The organism is Streptomyces qinglanensis (genome assembly GCF_900111245.1).
Classification (GTDB): domain Bacteria; phylum Actinomycetota; class Actinomycetes; order Streptomycetales; family Streptomycetaceae; genus Streptomyces; species Streptomyces qinglanensis.
In genome coordinates this window covers 135,065-154,920 of sequence record NZ_FOGO01000009.1, presented here as the reverse complement: position 1 = coordinate 154,920, position 19,856 = coordinate 135,065, and the positions used below count along the sequence as shown (strand labels likewise).

Sequence of the window (19,856 nt, the reverse complement as noted above, 5' to 3'; positions counted from 1 at the left end):
GACTGCTGCTCGCCGAGGACCAGGCGATGGTCCGCGAAGCCCTCGCCGCGCTGCTGGGGCTGGAACCGGACATCGAGATCGCCGTCCAGGTCGGCAGAGGCGACGAGGTACTGGACGCGGTCGCCGTGCACCAGCCGGACGTGGCACTGCTGGACATCGAGATGCCCGGACTGACCGGACTCGACGCACTGGAGGGGCTGCGCGCCCGGCACCCGGCGCTGAAGGTCGTCATCCTCACCACCTTCGGCCGCCCCGGCTATCTGCGCCGGGCCATGGAATCGGGCGCCGACGCCTTCCTGGTCAAGGACGCACCGGCGGCCCACCTCGCGGACGCGGTACGCCGGGTGCGGGCCGGCGAGCGGGTCATCGACCCGGGGCTGGCCGCCGCCGCGCTCGCCGAGGGCGCCAGCCCGCTCACCGACCGGGAGCGCGACGTGCTCGCCGCGGCCCGCGAGGGTGCGGGCAACGCCGAGATCGCCGGGGCGCTGCACCTCTCGCACGGCACGGTCCGCAACTACCTGTCGACCGCGATCCAGAAGACCGGGGCCCGCAACCGCGCCGAGGCCGTGCGGATCGCCCGGGACAAGGGCTGGCTCTAGGCCCCGCGGCTTCCCCGGCCGGACCGGCACCGTGCCGGTCCGGCTCAGCTCCGGCATCGGCTCGGCTCCCGGCCCGGCACCGCACGGGACGCCGCCCGGCTCCCGGCCCCGCCGCGGCGGGGCCGGGAGAGGATGCGGCCCGGCTCAGTTCAGCCGGGCCCGGGCCGCCCTGGCGGCTCTGCGGACGTTCTCCGCGGCGTTCGGCTCCATCGTCGCGACGACATCCGCGTACTCCTCCATCTCCCGCGCGCCGCGCAGGAAATGGCCCCGTTCCACCAGCAGTTGCGCCCGCTCGAACCGGAGCCTGCCCGGATGGTGCGGCAGCAGCAGCGACAGCTCGACCGCCCACAGCCGTACCCCGGACCGCTCGGGCCGGGGCGCCGCCCAGGCCCGGATGTTGTTGAGGATCCGCAGCACCGTCTCCAGCGGTCCGGCGGGCCGCAGCGAGGCGGCCGACAGCGGCGTCCCCCCGGTGGCCCCGGCGACCATGACGGCCAGCTCGTCCTCGCCGAGCTGGGTACCGCCGCCGAACGGATCGGCCAGCACATGCGCCCCCGCCGGGTCGCCGAAGCCGACGACGAAGTGTCCCGGCAGCGCCACCCCGTAGACCGGGGCGCCCGCGCGCCGGGCCACCTCCGTCCAGACCACCGACAGCAGGATGGGCAGCCCCCGCCGTCGGCGCAGCACCTCGGTCAGCAGCGAGGACTCCAGCCTCCGGTAGTCCGGCGCCGAGCCGCCGAACCCCAGCTCCCCGCCCAGCGTCCGCTCCAGCGCCGCCGCCCACTCCGCGGGCGTGCGTCCCCGCCCGAACGGCAACAGCCCCGCCAGCCGGTCGAGTTCCGCCTGGCCCTCGTCCACCAGCCGGTCCACGGCGGCCTCCTCGTCCACCGGGTCCGGCGCCGCGCCGCGGGCCGCACCTCTCACCGCTCGGCCGTCTCCGCCGTCCCTGTTGTCGCTGTCGTCGCTGTCGTCGCTGTTGTCGTTGCCGTCGTTGCCGTTCCCGGTGTCCCGCCCGCCCCGCAGGCTGCCGCGGGTCGCCGCCTCGGCGCCGATCAGCAGGCACAGCAGTGCCAGATCGGGCCGCTCCTCGCGGGCCGCCTCGGCGAACCGCCGCCGCGCCGCGCCCGTCCGCTCCTCGCCCGTACCGTCTCCGCCGCCCATGTCAGTCCTGCGGAGCGCGCAGGTAGTGGTACGCGTGGTGGTCGGCGAACCCGAGCGCCCCGTAGAGCGCGCGGGCCGCCGTGTTGTCCCGCTCCACCTGGAGGTAGGCGGCCGAGGCGCCCTCGGCCAGCGCGGTTCTGGCCAGTTCGCCCGTGACCGCTCGCGCCAGCCCCTGCCGGCGCCACTCCGGGGCGACCTCTATGGCGGCGAACCCGGCCCACCGGCCGTCCACCGCGCACCGTCCGATCGCCACGGCCGCGCCGTCCGGATCCGTCACGGTCGCGAACCACACCGAAGGGCCGCCCGCCAGCACCTGCCGCGCCGCATCCGACAGTCCCGCGCCGCCCGCCCTGTTGTAGAGCGAGGCCCACCGGTCGTCCGGTGTGCGGTGCAGCAGCACCCGCCCATCGGGCTCCCGGTCGGCCAGCGGGGCGAGCGCGCCCACCTGTATCAGCCCGTGCCGCTCGGTCGTCCAGCCGCGCTCCCGCAGCCGCGCGTCGAGCATGGCGTCCTCCGCCACGCAGATCTGCATCCGCGCGGGCAGGCCCCGCTCGGCGTACCAGCCGGTGACCCGCGCCAGCGCCTGGGGCAGCGGCAATCCGGGGTCGCCCTGCGGGAGTACGGAGTTCGCGCGGGCGGTGAAGCCGCCGGCAGCGCGCAGGGTCCAGCCGCCGAGCGCCTGCGACTCGGCGGGCGGCCAGCCCCGGGCGGCCACCGCGACGAGTTCGGCCGCGTCGGCGGAGGGCAGTCCCCGGCGGCGCGCGGGTGTGGCCGGCACGGTCTTCCCAGCCACCATCGACGTCTCCTCGATCTCGACCTGCTCACCATCCCGTCGGGTTACTGTGAGCACGCCCCTGGTCCACGATGTGAGAATGCCGAGCGTGTCCGTGAACCGCCCATGCCGCTCCCCGGCAGTCGTCCGCGACCGCACCGAGACACGTCTGCCCACGTCGGAAGGGGTGATGCGGACCTCCAAGCGTCCGCCCGTGGTGAATTCCACAGTCCTAACCGCCCCTCCTGTTCGTGTTGTGTCCGGGAACGGAGATACTAGGTGTGGGCATCGCCGCCGTCCGAAGCGAAAGAGCGCTCCCGCGCGCCCGCGGCGGAGCCGGACACCGGCCCGCCAGCCCTAACGAGGAGGAACGACAGCGTGACTTACGTCATCGCGGAGCCTTGTGTCGACCTGAAGGACAAGGCTTGCATCGAGGAGTGCCCGGTCGACTGCATCTACGAGGGCCAGCGGTCCTTGTACATCCACCCGGACGAGTGCGTCGACTGCGGTGCCTGCGAGCCCGTCTGCCCGGTCGAGGCCATCTTCTACGAGGATGACACCCCCGAGGAGTGGAAGGACTACTACAAGGCCAACGTCGAGTTCTTCGACGACCTCGGCTCGCCCGGCGGCGCCAGCAAGCTCGGTCTGATCGAGAAGGACCACCCGCTCATCTCCGCGCTCCCGCCGCAGGAGCACGACGAGTGACCCACGGGTGACACCCGAGCAGTGAGCCGCCCCGTGCGGTTCCCGCAACAGTCCCGTACGGCGGTCCCAGCGTCCTGCCGTACGGGACTGCGGTGTTTTCCGCGCCGTACCACCGCCCTCCCGCAGCGCACCTCTCCTGCGGCGCACCTCTCCCGCACCGCCCGCCCGGCTGCCCGTCCGGGCGCGCGGTGGACCGCGCGGCCCGCGCCGGCCGCCGGGACAGCCGAAGAAAGTGAGCACCATGCCCTCCGTCTCCGACCGCCTCCCCACCTTCCCCTGGGACCGGCTCGAGCCGTACAAGACCACCGCCGCCGGGCACCCCGACGGCCTCGTCGACCTGTCGGTCGGAACCCCCGTCGACCCGGTCCCCGCGCAGGTGCGGCAGGCGCTCGCCGACGCGGCCGACAGCCCCGGCTACCCCACGGTGTGGGGGACCCGGGAGCTGCGGGACGCGCTCACCGGATGGTGCGAGCGCCGACTGGGCGCGCGCGGCATCACGGAGCACCACGTGCTGCCCGTCGTCGGCTCCAAGGAACTGGTGGCCTGGCTGCCGACCCAGCTCGGCCTCGGCCCGGGCGACCGGGTGGCCTTCCCCCGGCTCGCCTACCCCACCTACGAGGTCGGCGCCCGGCTCGCCGGGGCCGAGTACGTCGCCTACGACGACCCGCTGGAGCTGGACCCGGCCGGGCTCGCGCTGCTGTGGCTCAACTCGCCCTCCAACCCCACCGGTCAGGTGCTGCCCACCGAGCGGCTCCGCGCCGTCGTCGACTGGGCGCGCGAGCACGGTGTGCTCGTCCTCAGCGACGAGTGCTACCTGGAGCTCGGCTGGGAGGCCGACCCGGTCTCCGTGCTGCACCCGGACGTGTGCGGCGGCTCCACCGCGGGCCTGGTGGCCGTCCACTCGCTCTCCAAGCGCTCCAACCTCGCCGGATACCGGGCGGCGTTCCTCGCGGGGGACAGCGGGGTGCTGGGCGAGCTGCTGCAGATCCGCAAGCACGGCGGGATGATGACGCCCGCGCCGGTGCAGGCCGCGACGGTCGCGGCGCTCGCCGACGACACCCACGTGGCCGAGCAGCGGGAGCGGTACCGGGCGCGGCGCACCGCGCTGCGCGGCGCGCTGGAGGCCGCGGGCTTCCGGATCGAGCACAGCGAGGCGTCGCTGTACCTGTGGGCGACCCGGGACGAGTCCTGCTGGGACACCGTCGCCGACCTGGCCGGGCGGGGCGTGCTGGTGGCACCCGGCGAGTTCTACGGACCCGCGGGGGAGCGGTACGTCCGGGTCGCGCTCACAGCCACGGACGAGCGGATCGCCGCCGCGGTGCGCAGGCTGTCCGCGTAGCGGCCCACGGGCGCCGGGCCGCCCGCGCGGACCTCGGCCGGACCTCGGCCGGACCTCGGCCGGACCTCGGCCGAGACCGCGGGTTGGCGCCGGGCCGGTGCAGCCGACGGGCGCCGGGCCGCGGACCCGGCCGACCGCGGAGCGCGCACGGCGAAGGGCCGCCCGGACCGTGCGGTCCGGGCGGCCCGATCGGGTCACCGGCTGCGGGCGCTCAGGGACGGAGTACCCGAGCGCTGTCCGGCCGGGGAGCGTGCCTCCGGGGAGGCGGGGCCGGACAGTGGGGGCGCCCCGCAGCGGTGACCGGGGAGCCCTCAACCGAGGGGAAGGCCACCGAGGTTGCCGACGGACGGCAGGCCGGTGTCCGCGGCGGAGGACGCGGTGTCGCCCAGCAGGCCGCCGGCCTCGCCCGCGGCGTTCCCGGCGAGGTTCTGCGCGGCGGGTGCCGCGGTCCGGCCGGCCTTGCCCACGGCCTTGCCGGCGGTCGGCACGGCCTTCTTGACGGCGCTGCCGCCGGTCTCCCCGGCGACGGCGGTGGTGTCCTGGGCCGTCCTGTCCAGCGTGTTGCCGAGGCCCTCGCCGTCCAGGTTGCTGACCCCGCCCACCGGGCTCGCGGGCAGTTCCACGGCGCTCGCGGCTCCGGCGGCGCCGACGACGGTGGCGGCGCCGGCCGCCGTCAGCAGCGCGGTGCGGGCGATCCGGCGCGTGAGGGGGTTGGACATGGTGCTCCTTTGACGGAGAAGGGGTTCTTGGTCTGTCAGCCGGGATCCCCCGGTCGGACGCAGTGCCTATCGCCCCGGACGGCACGGAGGTTGCGGGGAAGCCGGGTAAAGGATTGGCAATCCAGGTTTGCCGCGTGAGCCCTCAAACTGGGCATTCCTCGCAGCCGATTGACCTGTACCCGAGGAGCCGAACCGGCCGCGGCCAGGCACGACCGGCCGAGCGGGTTCACTCCTGGCGGCGACCGTCGAGCGAGGGAAGAAACGTCCACCCCGGTGGACCGGGTTCGCCCCACCGGGTGAATGGATGGACTAGTGACCGGTGGCCAGCCGGAGCTCCACCGTGCCGCCCGCCGCACCCCCGGCGCCGCCGTCCTCGGCGCCGCCGTCCTTCGCCGCGTCGTCGTCCTTCGCCCTGCCGTCCTCGGCCGTGCTGTCGTCCTTCGCCGCGCCGCCGTCCTCGGCGGTGCCGCTGTCCCCGGGCCCGCTGCCGTCCTTCGCCGCGCCGTCGTCCGTCCTGCGCCAGCCGTCCGCGGAGCGCTCCGCCGACCACCGGAAGCCGCCGTAGGAGATCCGCTCGATGTGCAGCCGCTCCGCGTTCGCGACCGCCCAGTGGGCCAGCTCCCAGCCCTGGCGGCGGCCGCGCGCGGGCACCGGGACGACGGGCGCGGCCTCGGGCCGCGCCGCCGAGCGCGCCTTCGGGTACCCGGCCGTCCGCCGTGCCGGAGCCGCGAGCGTACTGGTGCCGTCGGCCAGCACGTCCCGGCCGAACTCCCGCACCAGGTGCTTGCGCACCTGCGCGGGATCGCCCGGCTCGCCGGGGTCCCGGCCGCCTGTCGTGCAGCTCAGCGTGGCGGGCCGGCGGCCGGTGAGCGCACCGGTCAGCAGCGTCGCGTCGGTCTCGTGCTTGGCGTACGCCTGCGGATAGCCGCTGCGCTGCACGCGCTGGGCTGCGACGGTCAGCGGGAGCCGGGAGTAGCCGGGCACCTCGGCGAGATGGTCGTAGAACCGGCTCGCCGAGTAGACCGGGTCCTGGATCTGCTCGAACGTCCCCCAGCCCTGCGAGGGGCGCTGCTGGAAGAGGCCGACCGAATCCCGGTCCCCGTGGGCGATGTTGCGGAGCTGGGACTCCTGCATGGCGGTGGCCAGGGCTATGGTCACCGCCCGCTCGGGCAGCCCGCGGCGCGCGGCGACCGCGGCGATGGTCGCCGCGTTCTGCGCCTGCACGGGGGTGAGTTCGTAGTCGTGCGGGGTGCCGGAGCCGTCCGCGGCGGTCGCGGCCTTGCCGTCCGCACCGTCCGCGCGGACGGTGCACAGCGCGCCGTCCTGGCCCGACAGCCCGCGCACCGCGACATACGCGGCGACGGCGAGCAGCACGGCGCAGGCCACGGCGATCCTGAAGGGCCTGCCGCGGCCCTCGGTCCGGGGCGGACGCTCGGGCCCGTGGGGCGAGCGGGCCGGTCGTGAGAGGCGCACGCGCACCAAGGTAGCCGCTGGGTGCGACAGCGCCCGAGCCCCGGGGCGCGCCGGACCGCGCGGGCCGCCCGCCGTAGGCTGTGGCCATGCCTCACAGCGCACTCGACCTGCAGCAGGACGCCGCCCGGCTCACCGCGCAACTGGTGGACCTCCCCTCCGAGAGCGGGGACGAGGCGGCGCTCGCCGACGCCGTCGAGGAGGCGCTGCGCGCGCTGCCCCACCTGGACGTCGACCGGTACGGCAACAACGTGGTGGCCCGCACCCGTCTGGGCCGGGCCGAGCGGATCGTCCTCGCGGGCCATCTCGACACCGTGCCGATCGCCGGGAACCTGCCCTCCCGGCTCGACGAGGACGGACTGCTGTGGGGTTGCGGAACCAGCGACATGAAGGCGGGGGTCGCCGTGCAACTGCGGATCGCCGCCACGGTCCCCGAACCCAACCGCGATCTGACGTTCGTCTTCTACGACAACGAGGAGGTCGCCGCCCACCTCAACGGCCTCGGCAAGGTCGCCGAGGCCCGCCCCGAGTGGCTGGCCGGCGACTTCGCCGTGCTGCTCGAACCCTCCGAGGGCCAGGTCGAGGGCGGCTGCCAGGGCACCCTGCGGGTGCGGCTGCACCTGCGCGGCACGCGGGCGCACTCGGCGCGCGGCTGGATGGGTGCCAACGCGATCCACGCGGCCGGGCCGGTGCTGGAGCGGCTGGCCGGATACCAGCCGCGGTGGCCGGTGATCGACGGGCTCGAGTACCGGGAGGGCCTGAACGCGGTCGGCGTCGAGGGCGGCGTCGCGGGCAACGTCATCCCGGACCTGTGCACCGTCACGGTCAACTTCCGCTATGCGCCCGACCGCGGCGAACAGGACGCGCTGGACCACGTGCGCGAGGTGTTCGCCGGATGCGGGGTCGAGGAGTTCGAGGTGGACGACAGCTCCCCCGGAGCGCTGCCCGGCCTCGCGCACCCGGCGGCCCGCGCCTTCCTCGCCGCGGTCGGCGGCGAGCCGCGGCCCAAGTACGGCTGGACGGACGTCTCCCGGTTCAGCGCGCTGGGGGTGCCCGCCGTCAACTACGGTCCCGGGGATCCCAACCTCGCCCACAAGCGGGACGAGCGGGTCGAGACCGCGCTCGTCACCCGCTGCGAGGAGCGGCTGCGGCGCTGGCTGACGGCCTGAGCCGGGTCCGCAGGTGCCCCCGGGCCACCTGCCGGTAAGCCGATCGACGGCTGCCGGCCGCCCCGATTCCCGACGGCACCCGCCGGGGTCCGCATACCCTGAAGCGGAAAGATCGCAGGCGGAAGGAGTGCCGCAGATGACCGACGAGACCGGCGGAGGGCCCAAGGAACAGCGGTTGGGACCTGTCGTGCGCCGCCGCGACCAGGTGCAGTCGGGGACCACCGACCAGCGCCTGCTGGACACCGCGGGTCCCTCCGACTTCATCCACCAGGACCCCTGGCGGGTGATGCGCATCCAGTCCGAGTTCGTCGAGGGCTTCGGCGCGCTGGCCGAGCTGGGCCCCGCCATCAGCGTCTTCGGCTCCGCACGCACCCCGGCGGAGGCGCCCGAGTACGACCAGGGCGTGCGGATCGGCCGGGCCCTGGCCGAGGCCGGGTTCGCCGTCATCACCGGCGGCGGCCCCGGGGCGATGGAGGCGGCCAACAAGGGCGCGCTGGAGGCGAACGGCACCTCGGTCGGGCTCGGTATCGAGCTCCCCTTCGAACAGGGCATGAACAAGTACGTCGACATCGGCGTGAACTTCCGCTACTTCTTCGTCCGCAAGACGATGTTCGTGAAGTACGCGAGCGGGTTCGTCGTGCTGCCCGGCGGGCTGGGCACGCTGGACGAACTGTTCGAGGCGCTGACCCTGGTGCAGACCGGGAAGGTCACCCGCTTCCCGATCGTGCTCTTCGGCACGGAGTACTGGCAGGGGCTCGCCGACTGGCTGCGCCACTCCGTCGTCAGCGGCGGCAAGGCGTCCGAGCGGGACCTGGAGCTCTTCCACGTCACCGACGACATCGACGAGGCGGTCGCGCTGGTCACCAAGGAGGTCGGCGGCCAGGTCCCGGCCGCCCAGCGCCCCGGGGCGCCCGAACGCCGCTAGGCCAGCCCCCGGCGGGCCACCGCGGGCGGACGGTGGCCCGCGATCGCGGACACCATGTCGAGGACCTGCTTGGTCTCGGCCACCTCGTGCACCCGGTAGACCCGGGCGCCCAGCCAGGCGGAGACGGCGGTGGTGGCCAGGGTGCCGGTCAGCCGCTCCTTGACGGGGCGGTCCAGGGTCTCGCCCACGAAGTCCTTGTTGGACAGCGAGACCAGCACCGGCCAGCCGGTCCCGGTCATCCGGCCCAGCTCCCGGGTCGCCTCCAGCGAGTGCCGGGTGGACTTGCCGAAGTCGTGCCCCGGGTCGATGAGGATCCCGTCCCGGCGCACCCCCAGCTCCGCAGCGCGCTCGGCCAGCCCGAGCGTCACCCGCAGGATGTCGTCCACGACACCGCTGCCGCCCTCGGGGCCGGGCTCGTAGGCGATCCGGTGCGGGCGGGTCCGCGGGCGGGCACCGCCCGCGTGGGTGCACACCAGGCCCGCGCCGTACCGCGCCGCCACCTCGGCCAGCCGGGGATCGACCCCGCCCCAGGCGTCGTTGAGCAGATCGGCCCCGGCCTCGCACACGGCCTCGCCCACCTCGTGCCGCCAGGTGTCGACGCTGATCACCACGTCCGGCCAGCGCCGCCGCACCTCCGCGACGAAGCCCACCGTGCGCCGGGCCTCCTCCTCGGCCGTGACCTCGTCCCCGGGCCCGGCCTTCACCCCTCCTATGTCGATGACGGCGGCGCCCTCGGCGACCGCCTGCTCGACCCGGTCGAGCGCGGGCTCGTCCCGGAAGGTGGCGCCGCGGTCGTAGAAGGAATCCGGCGTCCGGTTCACGATCGCCATGATCACCGGCTCGTGTTCACCGAACTCGCGCGTGCCCAGGCGCAGCATCAGCCATCCTCTTCCTCTCGACGGTGCCCCGCCTGCTGCCCGCACCCGCGTGGCCCGTGCACCGGTCTCCGCCGCCGACCATAGCTGTCACCGGGCCATGGCACGATCAGGGTCTGCCCGCAACCGGCAACCACTCGGGGAGTCCATCCGTGTTCGTGTTCCTGCTGCTCTCGCTGGTCGTGGTCGTCGCCGCGGTCACGCTCGCCGTTGTCGGCAGCGGCGCCCGGCCCGGCGAGGAGGCCCGCGGCGCGGTGGGCGGGCTCGCCGACGCGCCGGCCGACCTGCTGGACGAACCGCTGCCGGCCGAGCGCCCGGTCACCCACGGGGACGTGGCGGGGCTGCGGCTGGCCGTCGGAGTGCGCGGGTACCGGATGGAGCAGGTCGACGACGTCCTGGACCGGCTCGGGGCCGAGCTGGCGGAGCGCGACGCGCGGATCGCCGAACTGGAGTCGGCGCTGGCCGGTGCCCAGGCCGTCGCGATGGGCCGCGCCGAGGAGGGGCGCCCGGAGCCGGGCCGGGTGCCCGACGCGGCGCAGGCCCCTGGCCCGGAGGTGCGGGGAGAGGGAGAGCAGGAGGGTCCCCCGAGCGGGTCCCGCGCGTACCCGGAGGAGGAGGGGCGATGACCGCCGGACCCGACGCCGCTGCCGCCGCTCCCGAACCCCCGGCCGGCGCCGCGGTGCCCGGCCCCGACGGCCGCGCCCGCTGCCCCTGGGGCACGACCGCGGAGGATTACGCCGCCTACCACGACACCGAGTGGGGCCGTCCGGTGCACGGCGACGACGCGCTCTACGAGCGGCTGTGCCTGGAGGGCTTCCAGTCCGGCCTCTCGTGGCTGACGATCCTGCGCAAGCGTGAGGCGTTCCGCGCCGCGTTCGCGGGCTTCCGTATCGCCGCCGTCGCGCGGTTCACCGAGGACGACGAGCGGCGGCTGCTCGCCGACAGCGGCATCGTGCGCAACCGGGCCAAGATCGGCGCGGCCCTCGGCAACGCGCGGGTCGCGGCCGGCTGGGAGCCGGGTGAGCTGGACCGGCTGGTGTGGTCCTACGCCCCCGACCCGGCCGCCAGGCCCGCGCCCCGCACGACGGCGGAGGTGCCCGGCAGCACCCCCGAGTCCACGGCCCTGGCCAAGGAGCTCAAGCGGCGCGGCTTCCGCTTCGTGGGCCCCACCACCGTCTACGCGCTGATGCAGGCGTGCGGACTGGTCGACGACCACCTGGCGGACTGCTGGTGCCGCGGCTCCGCCGCCGGCTGACGCCCGCGCAGCGCGCGCCGGGTGCGGCAGCCGGCTGACGGCAGCCGCAGGGCCGCCGTCAGCGCCCGGTGAAGCGGGGCTGCTGTTTGTGCACGAACGCCTGCACGGCGATCCGGTGGTCGGCGGAGCCGCCCAGTCGTAGCTGGAGTTCGGACTCCTTGGCGAGCGTCTCGGCCAGGGAGTGGGAGGCGCCGTAGGCCAGGGACTCCTTGAGCGCGGCGTAGGCGGCGGTGGGCCCCTGGGCGAGCTGCCGGGCGACGGCCTCTGCCTCCGCGGCGAGCTCGGCGGCGGGCACCACCCGGTTGGCCAGGCCCAGCTCCAGCGCCTCGTCGGCCTTGACGCTGCGCGGGAAGAGCAGCAGGTCAGCGGCCCGGCCCGGGCCCACCAGGCGCGGCAGCGTCCAGGAGACGCCGGAGTCCGCGGTCAGCGCCACCCCCGCGAAGGAGGTGTTGAACGCCGCGGTGTCCGCCAGGATCCGGTAGTCGCAGGCGAGGGCGAAGCCCGCGCCGGCCCCGGCGGCCACCCCGTTGACGCCCGCCACCACCGGCTTCGGCATCCCGGCGAGGGCCAGCGTGATCGGGTTGTAGTGCTCCTCGACGGTGTTCAGGGCGCTTCCGCCGCTCTGTTCGAGGGAGCCGGTGTGCTCCTTGAGGTCTTGGCCCACACAGAAGGCGCGGCCGCTGCCGGTGAGCAGCACCGCGCGAACCCCGTCGTCGGCGGCTGCCCGCTGCAGGGTGTCGCGCAGGGCGGCCTTGGTCTCGTTGTCGAGGGCGTTCATCGCGTCGGGGCGGTCGAGCACGACCTTCGCGAGCCCCTCGGTCACTTCGTAGCGCACGGTGTCGGACATGCACTCAGCATGACGCGGATCATCGGGCGCTGACAGGGCACCGCGCACGCTCCACCGCCCCCGCGGATGTGACCTGCGTCAAACCGAGGGACGCCGGTGACGGAGGGGAATTCCGGGCAGTGCCGCGGGGCGGCCGCCGCATTGGGTGGGTTTGTGTGTGGTCGAGGAAGAAGAGATGTCGACCGATGTTGGTCATCGGGTCCTGCCATGCGGGATAATGGCGAAGAAGCAATGTGTTCGATGCCGGTGAAACTGTGCCCGCTTACGGGACCCCCGGCGCGATCGGCTGGTTTCAGGAAGGGGAACGAGCATGGCGGCCATGAAGCCGCGGACGGGTGACGGCCCGCTCGAGGTGACCAAAGAGGGGCGGGGCATCGTCATGCGCGTTCCGCTCGAAGGCGGTGGGCGACTCGTCGTCGAGCTGACACCGGATGAGGCGACAGCGCTCGGCGAGGAGCTGAAGAAGGTCTGCGGCTGAGCGCTCCGCGGATCGCCGCCCCGGCACGCACGCCACGCGTGGGTACCGGGGCGGTTTCGTCGTTCCGGGCACAGGTGCAGCGGTTCCGGACACAGGTGCAGCCGTCCCGGGCGCAGCCGCGCCGGTGGTACGGACCGGCCGATTCCAGGAGCGGAGGGAGGGCCTCCGGAAGCGGCCGGACGCCCCGGAAGGCCCGGCGGCAGGGTGGACACGGGGGTGGACCCGGGGGATGGAAGCGGAACGCAATCGGCCCGTCACTCCCCGCGCTTGACCGCGCACAGCAGCCCGTCGCCGACCGGCAGCAGCGAGGGCACCAGCAGGGTGCTCTCGCGGACGGTGCGCAACAGCTCGCGCAGCCGCAGTACTTCCTGGGACTGGTCGGCGGCCTCGCCCGTCCGCCCGTCGGCGAAGACCCCGGCGAAGCAGATCAGTCCGCCGTCCCGCAGCAGCCGCAAGGATTCGGCGAGGTAGTCCAGGCACTCCGTCCGGTCGCCGTCGCAGAAGACGAGGTCGTATCCGCCGTCCGCCAGTCGCGGCAGCACGTCCAGGGCCCGGCCGGGGATGAACCGCACCCTGTTGCCCCCGCTGCCGACGAACCCGGCGGCGCGGAACGCTTCGCGGGCGAACTGCTGCCGCTCCGGTTCGGTGTCGACCGTCGTGAGGACCCCGTCGGACCGCATCCCGTGCAGCAGGTGCAGTCCGGAGACGCCGGTGCCGGTACCGATCTCCGCGACCGCCTTGGCCTCGGCGGCCGCCGCCAGCAGCCGCAGTGCCGCTCCGGTGGCGGGGGAGACCGTGCGCAGCCCAGCTTCCTGGGCCCGGTCGCGGGCCCAGCGCAGTGCTTCGCTCTCGGCGTTCTCGACGAGCTCGGCGCCGTACGCGTCGGCGAACTCCCAGCTCGTCTGCCGGTTGCCGGTAATGGCCCTCTCCTGTCCCCGTCCTCCACGCAATCGTGACTGTATCCGTTGCCCCGGGAACCTGCTGATGGGACCGGGCGTTGAGGAAGCAGGGACCGCCGAGGAGCGGTCGGCAAAGCCGGGCAAAGTTTCTTATCCGGAGCTAACGGGAGATGTGGCTATGGTAGGGGCTCCAGTGGACACCACCAGAGCCGACAGGGGAGGTGCGGCTGCAAGCCGGGACCGCGGCGTCTTCTCCAGATTCCGCAGGTCGACGGGACAGCCGAAATCCGTGACCGACACCGCTGACCAGTCCCGCACCGCCGATTCCGCGACCACGGCGACTTTCGCGACCGATGCGGACGCGCAGGCGTGGACCCCTCCTTCCTGGGAGGAGATCGTCAGCAACCACAGTGCCCGGGTCTACCGCCTCGCCTACCGGCTGACCGGTAACCAGCACGACGCCGAGGACCTCACCCAGGAGGTCTTCGTCCGGGTCTTCCGGTCGCTGTCGACCTACACGCCCGGCACCTTCGAGGGCTGGCTGCACCGGATCACCACGAACCTCTTCCTGGACATGGTCCGGCGCAAGCAGCGCATCCGCTTCGACGCGCTCGCCGACGACGCCGCCGAGCGGCTGCCCAGCCGCGAGCCCACCCCGCAGCAGCACTTCAACGACACCCACTTCGACGCGGACGTCCAGCAGGCCCTGGACACCCTCGCTCCCGAGTTCCGCGCCGCCGTGGTGCTCTGCGACATCGAGGGGCTCTCCTACGAGGAGATCGCCGCGACGCTCGGGGTCAAGCTCGGCACCGTCCGCAGCCGAATCCACCGCGGCCGCTCCCACCTGCGCAAGGCGCTCCAGCACCGCTCGCCCGCCGCTCGCACCGAGCAGCGGCGCAGCCTGAGCGCGGTGGTGCCGTCGGCCCGGGCGGGCGAGGTGAGCGCCGGGTGACCTCCGCCGAACACCATCTCGGAGACCGCCTCGCCGCACTGGTCGACGGGGAGCTGGGGCACGACGCACGTGAGCGGGTCCTCGCGCATCTGGCCACCTGCCAGGGATGCAAGGCCGAGGCCGATGCGCAGCGCCGACTCAAGAACGTCTTCGCGGACGCTCCGCCTCCACCGCCCTCGGACGGGCTCCTCGCCAGGCTGCAGGGCCTGCCCGCGGACGGCGACCCGCGCCCCGGGGGCGGCCCCGGTCCCGGCGGACCGGGCGGCGGCGCGTTCGCCGCGCCCGTGCTGCCGGGCGGCTCGGGCCGCTCGTCCTGGTCCTTCGACCACCTTCCCGGGGGCCGGACCGGCGGGCGCAGCCCGCTCACCCCGCCCCGCGGCTTCCGGATACACGAGATCCCGCCGCCCGACGGCGCCGAGCGCGCCGAACGTGCCGAGCGGGAGCGCTCGGCCTCCCGCGGACGCCGGTTCGCGTTCGCCGCTGCGGGCGCCTTCTCCCTGGCGGCCCTCGCCTTCGGCGGCACCCTGGCCTCCGGTGCGGCGAGCACGTCCGGCGGGACGGGCGGCGACAATCCGTCCGCCAACGCGGTGCGCAGCTCGGCCTCCGGCTCCGGAGCCTCCCGGGACGGCAGACGGCGCGGCGGCGACCAGCGCGGGGGCACCCAGAGCACCCGCGGCTCGGACTCCGGACCCACCTTCGCGCCGGTGGCCTCCTACGGTGCGGCGGCCCCCACCGCGCGGCCGAACGCTCCCGTGAGCATGCTGCGGCGCTCGGCACCCGCCCGGCTCTCGCCTGCCACCAACGCCTCCGGCTGGTACGGCGAGAGCGGTACGGCGGGCACCCTGAGCGCGCTGCGCGGATCGGCGTCGCTGCTGTCCCGGGCATCGAAGGAGGAGCCGCCCGCCGAGGTGCGGCTCGCCCGGCGGCCGGCCGTGCGGCACGATCCCTCCGTGCTGCGTTCGTTCCCCGGCCGTGCTCCGGCGGTCACGAGTTCGCTCTCCGCCACCGCGCCGCGCCCGGTCGGGCGCTGACGCGGCGCAGGGTTGACGCCCGCTGGGCGGCGCGCCGTGTTCCTGGTTGAATCCTTCCGACACCCTGCCCCCGGCCGAGGTCCGGGGAGGGTGTGAGTCGCGGGTGACCAACTGGAGAGTGCATGGACGAGCCGGACGCCATCAGGCAGCAGCCGAAGTGGCGGAGCCGCCCACGCCGGGTCCCGGTCAGCCGGACCCAGCCCGCGGCGGCCGAGCCCGCGGCGGCCGAGCCCGCGGCGGCCGAGCCCGCGGCGGCCGAGCCCGCGCGGGAGCAGACCGCCGAGGCCGCCGGGGAACCGGCCGCTGGGGAACCGGCCGCTGGGGAACCGGCCGCCGGGGAACCGGCCGCGCCGGGCACTGCCGGTCCTGAGGCGCCGGGGACGGCCGCCGCCGGGGAGCCGGCTCCGGTGCCCGCCGCGAGCCCCGAGCCGCTGCACGGCGTCGATCCGTACTCCACCCCTCCCTACGGCGGCCCCGGTCCCTGGGCCCCGGCACCGCCCGTCCAGCGTCCGCCGGCCACTCCGCCGCACGGCGTCGCCCTGCCGCCCGGCAGTACGACGCCGCCGCACGGGGTGCCGGCCGGAGGCTCCGGCGGTCCCGCGGTGCCCCTGGCAGACCATCGGAGCGCCGGAGCGCCGCAGCGCGGCGGGCCGCCGAGGGATCCCGGGCCGCCGAGGGATCCCGGGCCGCAGCCGGTCCCGCGGCCCGCCGTGCCGACGCTCCCGCAGCAGCCTCCCGCCCGTCCCCCGCGCCGCGGGCGCCGGATCGCGCTCGGCGCCCTGGTGCTGGCGCTGCTGGCCGGCGGCGCGGGCGGGCTCATCGGCGCCTACGTCGAGCGGCACGGCTCCGTGAGCGACATCGAACTGCCCCGGACCGCGGCGGCCGAGGGGGGCGCGCGGCCGAAGGGGAGCGTCGCGGGGATCGCGCGGCAGACCCTTCCCGGCGTCGTCACGCTGCACGCGCGCGGCGGCGGTGCCGAGGCCACGGGCACCGGCTTCGTGCTGGACCGGCGCGGCCACATCCTCACCAACCACCATGTCGTCGAGGGCGTCGAGTCCACCGAGTCCGCCGAGGGCGTCGACGGGGTGCGGGTCACCTTCGACAGCGGCCAGACCGCGACCGGCGAGGTGGTCGGCGGCGACGCGGGCTACGACCTGGCCGTCGTCCAGGTCTCCCACGTCTCCGGGCTCACCCCGCTGCCGCTCGGCGACTCCGACGCCGTCCGGGTCGGCGACCCCGTCCTCGCCTTCGGTGCCCCCTTCGATCTGGACGGCACGGTCACCACCGGCATCGTCAGCGCGACCGAGCGGCCCATCACGGCGGGGGGCGGGGAGCCGGGCAGCGAGCTGAGCTATGTGAACGCGCTGCAGACCGACGCCCCCATGAACCCCGGCAACTCCGGCGGCCCGCTGGTGGACGCCCGGGGCCGGGTCGTGGGGGTGAACAGCGCGATCAGAGGAGCGGGCGGCGCTCCGGGCCTGCCCGGCGGCGAGGGCGGCGGCAGCGTCGGCCTGGGCTTCGCCATCCCGGTCAACCAGGCCCGCCGGGTCGCCGAGGAGCTCATCAACGAGGGCCGCGCCACCCATCCGGTCATCGGGGTCTCGCTCGACATGCAGTACGAGGGCGAGGGCGCGCGGATCGGCGGCACCGGCGGCCGCGGCGCGGTCGTGCCGGGCGGTCCGGCCGACCGGGCCGGACTGGCGGCGGGTGACGTGATCACCGAGGTCGGCGGGAAGCCCGTGGCCGGGGGCGAGGAGCTGATCGTCCGGATCCGCAGCCACCGTCCGGGCGACAGGCTGGAGCTGACCGTGCTGGACGGGGGCGCGGCGGGCGCGCGGCGGACGGTGCGGGTGACGCTCGACTCCGCCACCGGCTGACACTCGGCTCCCCACCGGCTGACGCCGGGTGCCGGGGCGGGGTCCCGCTTGCGGGCCGTGGGCGGGTACCGTGACATCTGGCTGCAGGAGCCGTGGACGGAGTGAGGGAGCTGCGCGGTGTTCTTCGATATAGGACCACTGGAGCTGGTCGCGCTCATCGTGCTGGCGGTGCTGGTGTTCGGCCCCGAGAAGCTCCCCAAGGTGATCCAGGACGTCTCCGCCTTCATCCGCAAGGTGCGCCAGTTCTCCGACAGCGCGAAGGAGGACATCAGGAGCGAGCTGGGACCGGAGTTCAAGGACTTCGAGTTCGAGGACCTGAATCCGAAGAACTTCGCGCGCAAGCACCTGCTGGACAACGACGACCTGGGCATCAAGGAGATCAGCAACAGCTTCGACCTGCGCAAGGATCTGGCCGAAGTCACCGACGCGGTCAACGGCACCGACAGCGGGGGCGCCGGCTCCTCCCGCGGCAGCGGCCCCGGCGGGTCCGAGCGGACCGGGAAGAGCCTCCGCAGCGGTGGGCAGCAGGCACCGGATCTGACCAAGCGCACCTCCGACGGGGTGAACGGCCGACCGGTGCAAGGAGACGTGCTCCGCAAGGGCGACCCGCCGCCGTTCGACGCCGACGCCACCTGACCCTCATCTGACGCCTCATCAGGCAACGATCCCGTCACCTCGGCATTCGCACCACCGGGACATCTGCGGCTTTTGCCGTCCATCTCGCCACCCGCACCGCGTCCTGATCCACCGGGCATGACCGACACGGCGGACCGGTGTGGCTATCCTCCCAGTGTCGGGGGTCGCCGTCCGAGGAGCTCGGCTGCCCAGGCAACAGGGCAATGAGGAGGCGTCGCACAGATGGAGACGACGAGTCGGCCGGCCGGTGAATCCGGGCCCGCCGCACAGGGGGTACCCGGCGCGCGGCGGGCGGTGGACGACTATCTGATGGCTGCCTTTCCGTGGTACGGGCTGGACGCGGCCTTCACCGGACCGCGCTGGCTGATGCAGGTCGGCACGGCGGCCGACGGCACGGTCGAGCACGGTTCCACCGGCCACGGCGAGGAGCCCTCCCTCCGCGTCGAGACCACCCCCGAGGACGAGAGCTTCGCCGTCGTCGTCACCCTCGCCAGCCGCCCCGTGCGGCGCAGCGGCGACGGCACCGGCACGCTGGAGGCCACCTCGGTCTCCACCGCCGCCTGGCTGGCGGGCTCGGGGCTGCTCTCGTGCAGCTTCCCGATGGAGATGGACCGCAGCCTGCGGCAGGACTGGCTCGACCAGCAGACCGGTGTCGCCTGGGAACTCGCCGACGACCTGGACGGCTCCGGCTGGAGCAGCCTCTCGCTGCCGGTGGACGGCATCCCCACCGACTTCCACTACCGCGAGTCCGCGTACGGCTGGGTGCTCGCCGGTTCGGCGCAGGAGGGCGTCCACCTGGGCGCCTACGGGCGCGGGATGAGCGCCTACGGACTCGGCTTCGCCGTGGTGAAGGACATCACCGAGTACGAGCGGGGCTGAGCGCCCGGCCGGGCGCCCCCGCGCGCCGACCCCCGCCCGGTGCTCACGGTACGGGGGTCGCGCGGCGCCGTGCGGGCGCCTGGAGGGCTCAGAACTTGTTGCTCGGGGTGAGGCCCAGGGACATGCCCGACAGGCCGCGCTGACGCGAGCTGAGCTTGTCCGCGACGGTGCGCAGTGCCTTCCCGGCGGGGGAGTCCGGGTCGCTGAGGACCACCGGCCTGCCCTCGTCGCCGCCCTCGCGCAGCCGCAGATCGATCGGGATGCCGCCGAGCACCGGCACCTCGGCGCCGGTGGTGCGGGTCAGCCCCTCGGCCACCTTCTGGCCCCCGCCGGTGCCGAAGACGTCGACCATCTCGTCGCAGTGCGGGCACGGCATGCCGGACATGTTCTCGATCACGCCGACGATCTTCTGGTGGGTCTGCACGGCGATCGACCCGGCGCGCTCGGCGACCTCGGCGGCGGCCTGCTGCGGGGTCGTCACCACCAGGATCTCCGCGTTCGGCACGAGCTGGGCCACCGAGATCGCGATGTCCCCGGTGCCGGGCGGCAGGTCCAGCAACAGCACGTCCAGGTCGCCCCAGTAGACATCGGCCAGGAACTGCTGGAGCGCGCGGTGCAGCATCGGTCCGCGCCACACCACCGGCGCGTTGCCCGGGGTGAACATCCCGATCGAGATCACCTTCACGCCGTGCGCGGACGGCGGCATGATCATGTCCTCGACCTGGGTCGGACGGCCGTCCGCGCCCAGCATGCGGGGGACGGAGTGGCCGTAGATGTCGGCGTCCACCACCCCGACCTTCATGCCGTCGGCGGCCAGCGCCGCGGCCAGGTTCACCGTCACCGAGGACTTGCCGACCCCGCCCTTGCCGGAGGCCACGCAGTACACCCGGGTCAGCGAGCCGGGCTGGGCGAAGGGGACCTCCCGCTCGGCGGTGCCGCCCCGCAAGGAGGCCGCCAGCTCGCGGCGCTGCTCGTCGCTCATCACGTCCAGCTCGACGCTGACGGAGCTGACCCCCGGCACCCGCTGCACTGCCTCGGTCACGTTCGCGGTGATCGTCTCGCGCAGCGGACAGCCGGAGACCGTCAGATAGACCCCGACGTCGACCGCGCCACCGGGCGCGATGCCGATGGATTTGACCATCCCCAGGTCGGTGATCGGCCGGTGGATCTCCGGGTCGTTCACCGTCGCGAGCGCCGCACGCACCGCGTCTTCGGTGGGGGTGGATTCCTGGGTCTCGGTAGCCATGCATGCATGGTACGGCCGGGTA

General features: G+C 74.6%; 21 protein-coding genes. 13 read left to right on the top strand and 8 right to left on the bottom strand.

The window, feature by feature from the left end; all coding sequences use genetic code 11:
- The first annotated feature begins 26 nt into the window (after window positions 1-26).
- Window positions 27-599: a response regulator transcription factor gene (locus BMX65_RS19990; RefSeq protein WP_239502144.1), complete on the top strand. Its 573-nt coding sequence runs from the start codon at window positions 27-29 to the stop codon at window positions 597-599.
- Window positions 600-743: 144 nt separating this feature from the next.
- Here BMX65_RS19990 and BMX65_RS19985 read toward each other — a convergent pair whose 3' ends face one another.
- Both BMX65_RS19985 and BMX65_RS19980 read right to left on the bottom strand, forming a co-directional pair.
- Window positions 744-1,760 (bottom strand): transglutaminase-like and tetratricopeptide repeat-containing protein, encoded by a 1,017-nt coding sequence (locus BMX65_RS19985; RefSeq protein ID WP_075001709.1) that lies wholly within the window; start codon window positions 1,758-1,760, stop codon window positions 744-746.
- 1 nt (window position 1,761) lies between these two features.
- Entirely contained in the window at window positions 1,762-2,760 is a 999-nt protein-coding gene (locus BMX65_RS19980; RefSeq protein WP_075001708.1) for a GNAT family N-acetyltransferase, read from the bottom strand.
- Window positions 2,761-2,910: 150 nt separating this feature from the next.
- Between BMX65_RS19980 and fdxA the strand changes: the two genes are divergently transcribed.
- Entirely contained in the window at window positions 2,911-3,237 is a 327-nt protein-coding gene (gene fdxA / locus BMX65_RS19975; protein WP_019354435.1) for a ferredoxin, read from the top strand.
- Window positions 3,238-3,478: 241 nt separating this feature from the next.
- Window positions 3,479-4,576, top strand: a complete 1,098-nt coding sequence (dapC, locus tag BMX65_RS19970) for a succinyldiaminopimelate transaminase (protein WP_075001707.1) — start codon at window positions 3,479-3,481, stop codon at window positions 4,574-4,576.
- A gap of 311 nt (window positions 4,577-4,887) precedes the next feature.
- Here dapC and BMX65_RS19965 read toward each other — a convergent pair whose 3' ends face one another.
- Together BMX65_RS19965 and BMX65_RS19960 are read right to left on the bottom strand one after the other, a co-directional pair.
- Entirely contained in the window at window positions 4,888-5,295 is a 408-nt protein-coding gene (locus tag BMX65_RS19965) for an ATP-binding protein (RefSeq protein ID WP_075001706.1), read from the bottom strand.
- A 309-nt stretch (window positions 5,296-5,604) separates the two neighbouring features.
- Window positions 5,605-6,681 (bottom strand): VldE C-terminal domain-containing protein, encoded by a 1,077-nt coding sequence (locus tag BMX65_RS19960; RefSeq protein WP_075001705.1) that lies wholly within the window; start codon window positions 6,679-6,681, stop codon window positions 5,605-5,607.
- 173 nt (window positions 6,682-6,854) lie between these two features.
- On the opposite strand from BMX65_RS19960, the gene dapE reads away from it, so the two are divergent.
- A complete protein-coding gene (dapE, locus tag BMX65_RS19955) occupies window positions 6,855-7,934 on the top strand; it encodes a succinyl-diaminopimelate desuccinylase (protein ID WP_075001704.1) in 1,080 nt (359 codons plus the stop codon).
- A gap of 136 nt (window positions 7,935-8,070) precedes the next feature.
- On the top strand, window positions 8,071-8,859 hold the full coding sequence (locus tag BMX65_RS19950) for an LOG family protein (RefSeq protein WP_075001703.1): 789 nt from the start codon (window positions 8,071-8,073) through the stop codon (window positions 8,857-8,859).
- Here the strand turns inward: BMX65_RS19950 and folP are convergent.
- Entirely contained in the window at window positions 8,856-9,737 is an 882-nt protein-coding gene (gene folP / locus BMX65_RS19945; RefSeq protein ID WP_075001702.1) for a dihydropteroate synthase, read from the bottom strand. The two genes, BMX65_RS19950 and folP, sit on opposite strands and share 4 nt — an antisense overlap.
- Window positions 9,738-9,886: 149 nt before the next feature.
- On the opposite strand from folP, the gene BMX65_RS19940 reads away from it, so the two are divergent.
- Window positions 9,887-10,360 carry a DivIVA domain-containing protein gene (locus tag BMX65_RS19940; RefSeq protein WP_075001701.1) on the top strand — a complete coding sequence of 158 codons (474 nt, stop codon included), beginning with the start codon at window positions 9,887-9,889 and terminating at the stop codon, window positions 10,358-10,360.
- Window positions 10,357-10,989: a DNA-3-methyladenine glycosylase I gene (locus tag BMX65_RS19935; protein ID WP_075001700.1), complete on the top strand. Its 633-nt coding sequence runs from the start codon at window positions 10,357-10,359 to the stop codon at window positions 10,987-10,989. The genes BMX65_RS19940 and BMX65_RS19935 overlap by 4 nt, the downstream gene beginning before the upstream one ends.
- Window positions 10,990-11,047: 58 nt before the next feature.
- On the opposite strand, the gene BMX65_RS19930 is transcribed toward BMX65_RS19935, so the two are convergent.
- The gene (locus BMX65_RS19930) at window positions 11,048-11,836 is read right to left on the bottom strand and encodes an enoyl-CoA hydratase/isomerase family protein (protein WP_075001699.1); all 789 of its coding nucleotides are present in this window, start codon (window positions 11,834-11,836) and stop codon (window positions 11,048-11,050) included.
- Window positions 11,837-12,146: 310 nt separating this feature from the next.
- On the opposite strand from BMX65_RS19930, the gene BMX65_RS19925 reads away from it, so the two are divergent.
- Window positions 12,147-12,314: a DUF3117 domain-containing protein gene (locus BMX65_RS19925; RefSeq protein WP_016469583.1), complete on the top strand. Its 168-nt coding sequence runs from the start codon at window positions 12,147-12,149 to the stop codon at window positions 12,312-12,314.
- A 254-nt stretch (window positions 12,315-12,568) separates the two neighbouring features.
- Here BMX65_RS19925 and BMX65_RS19920 read toward each other — a convergent pair whose 3' ends face one another.
- Window positions 12,569-13,264 (bottom strand): O-methyltransferase, encoded by a 696-nt coding sequence (locus BMX65_RS19920; RefSeq protein ID WP_027759075.1) that lies wholly within the window; start codon window positions 13,262-13,264, stop codon window positions 12,569-12,571.
- Between the two features lie 127 nt (window positions 13,265-13,391).
- Here BMX65_RS19920 and sigE point away from each other — a divergent pair, with 127 nt between their 5' ends.
- From sigE to BMX65_RS19895, 5 genes are all read left to right on the top strand, one after another.
- The gene (sigE, locus tag BMX65_RS19915) at window positions 13,392-14,165 is read left to right on the top strand and encodes an RNA polymerase sigma factor SigE (protein WP_177214304.1); all 774 of its coding nucleotides are present in this window, start codon (window positions 13,392-13,394) and stop codon (window positions 14,163-14,165) included.
- Window positions 14,162-15,196 carry an anti-sigma factor family protein gene (locus tag BMX65_RS19910; protein WP_075001697.1) on the top strand — a complete coding sequence of 345 codons (1,035 nt, stop codon included), beginning with the start codon at window positions 14,162-14,164 and terminating at the stop codon, window positions 15,194-15,196. The genes sigE and BMX65_RS19910 overlap by 4 nt, the downstream gene beginning before the upstream one ends.
- Before the next feature lie 122 nt (window positions 15,197-15,318).
- The gene (locus tag BMX65_RS19905; RefSeq protein ID WP_075001696.1) at window positions 15,319-17,073 is read left to right on the top strand and encodes a S1C family serine protease; all 1,755 of its coding nucleotides are present in this window, start codon (window positions 15,319-15,321) and stop codon (window positions 17,071-17,073) included.
- A gap of 117 nt (window positions 17,074-17,190) precedes the next feature.
- On the top strand, window positions 17,191-17,709 hold the full coding sequence (locus BMX65_RS19900) for a sec-independent translocase (protein ID WP_075001695.1): 519 nt from the start codon (window positions 17,191-17,193) through the stop codon (window positions 17,707-17,709).
- A 222-nt stretch (window positions 17,710-17,931) separates the two neighbouring features.
- Complete coding sequence (locus tag BMX65_RS19895; protein WP_019354420.1) at window positions 17,932-18,588, top strand: hypothetical protein; 657 nt, start codon at window positions 17,932-17,934, stop codon at window positions 18,586-18,588.
- An 88-nt stretch (window positions 18,589-18,676) separates the two neighbouring features.
- On the opposite strand, the gene BMX65_RS19890 is transcribed toward BMX65_RS19895, so the two are convergent.
- Window positions 18,677-19,792: an Mrp/NBP35 family ATP-binding protein gene (locus BMX65_RS19890; RefSeq protein ID WP_398762668.1), complete on the bottom strand. Its 1,116-nt coding sequence runs from the start codon at window positions 19,790-19,792 to the stop codon at window positions 18,677-18,679.
- Window positions 19,793-19,856 lie beyond the last annotated feature (64 nt).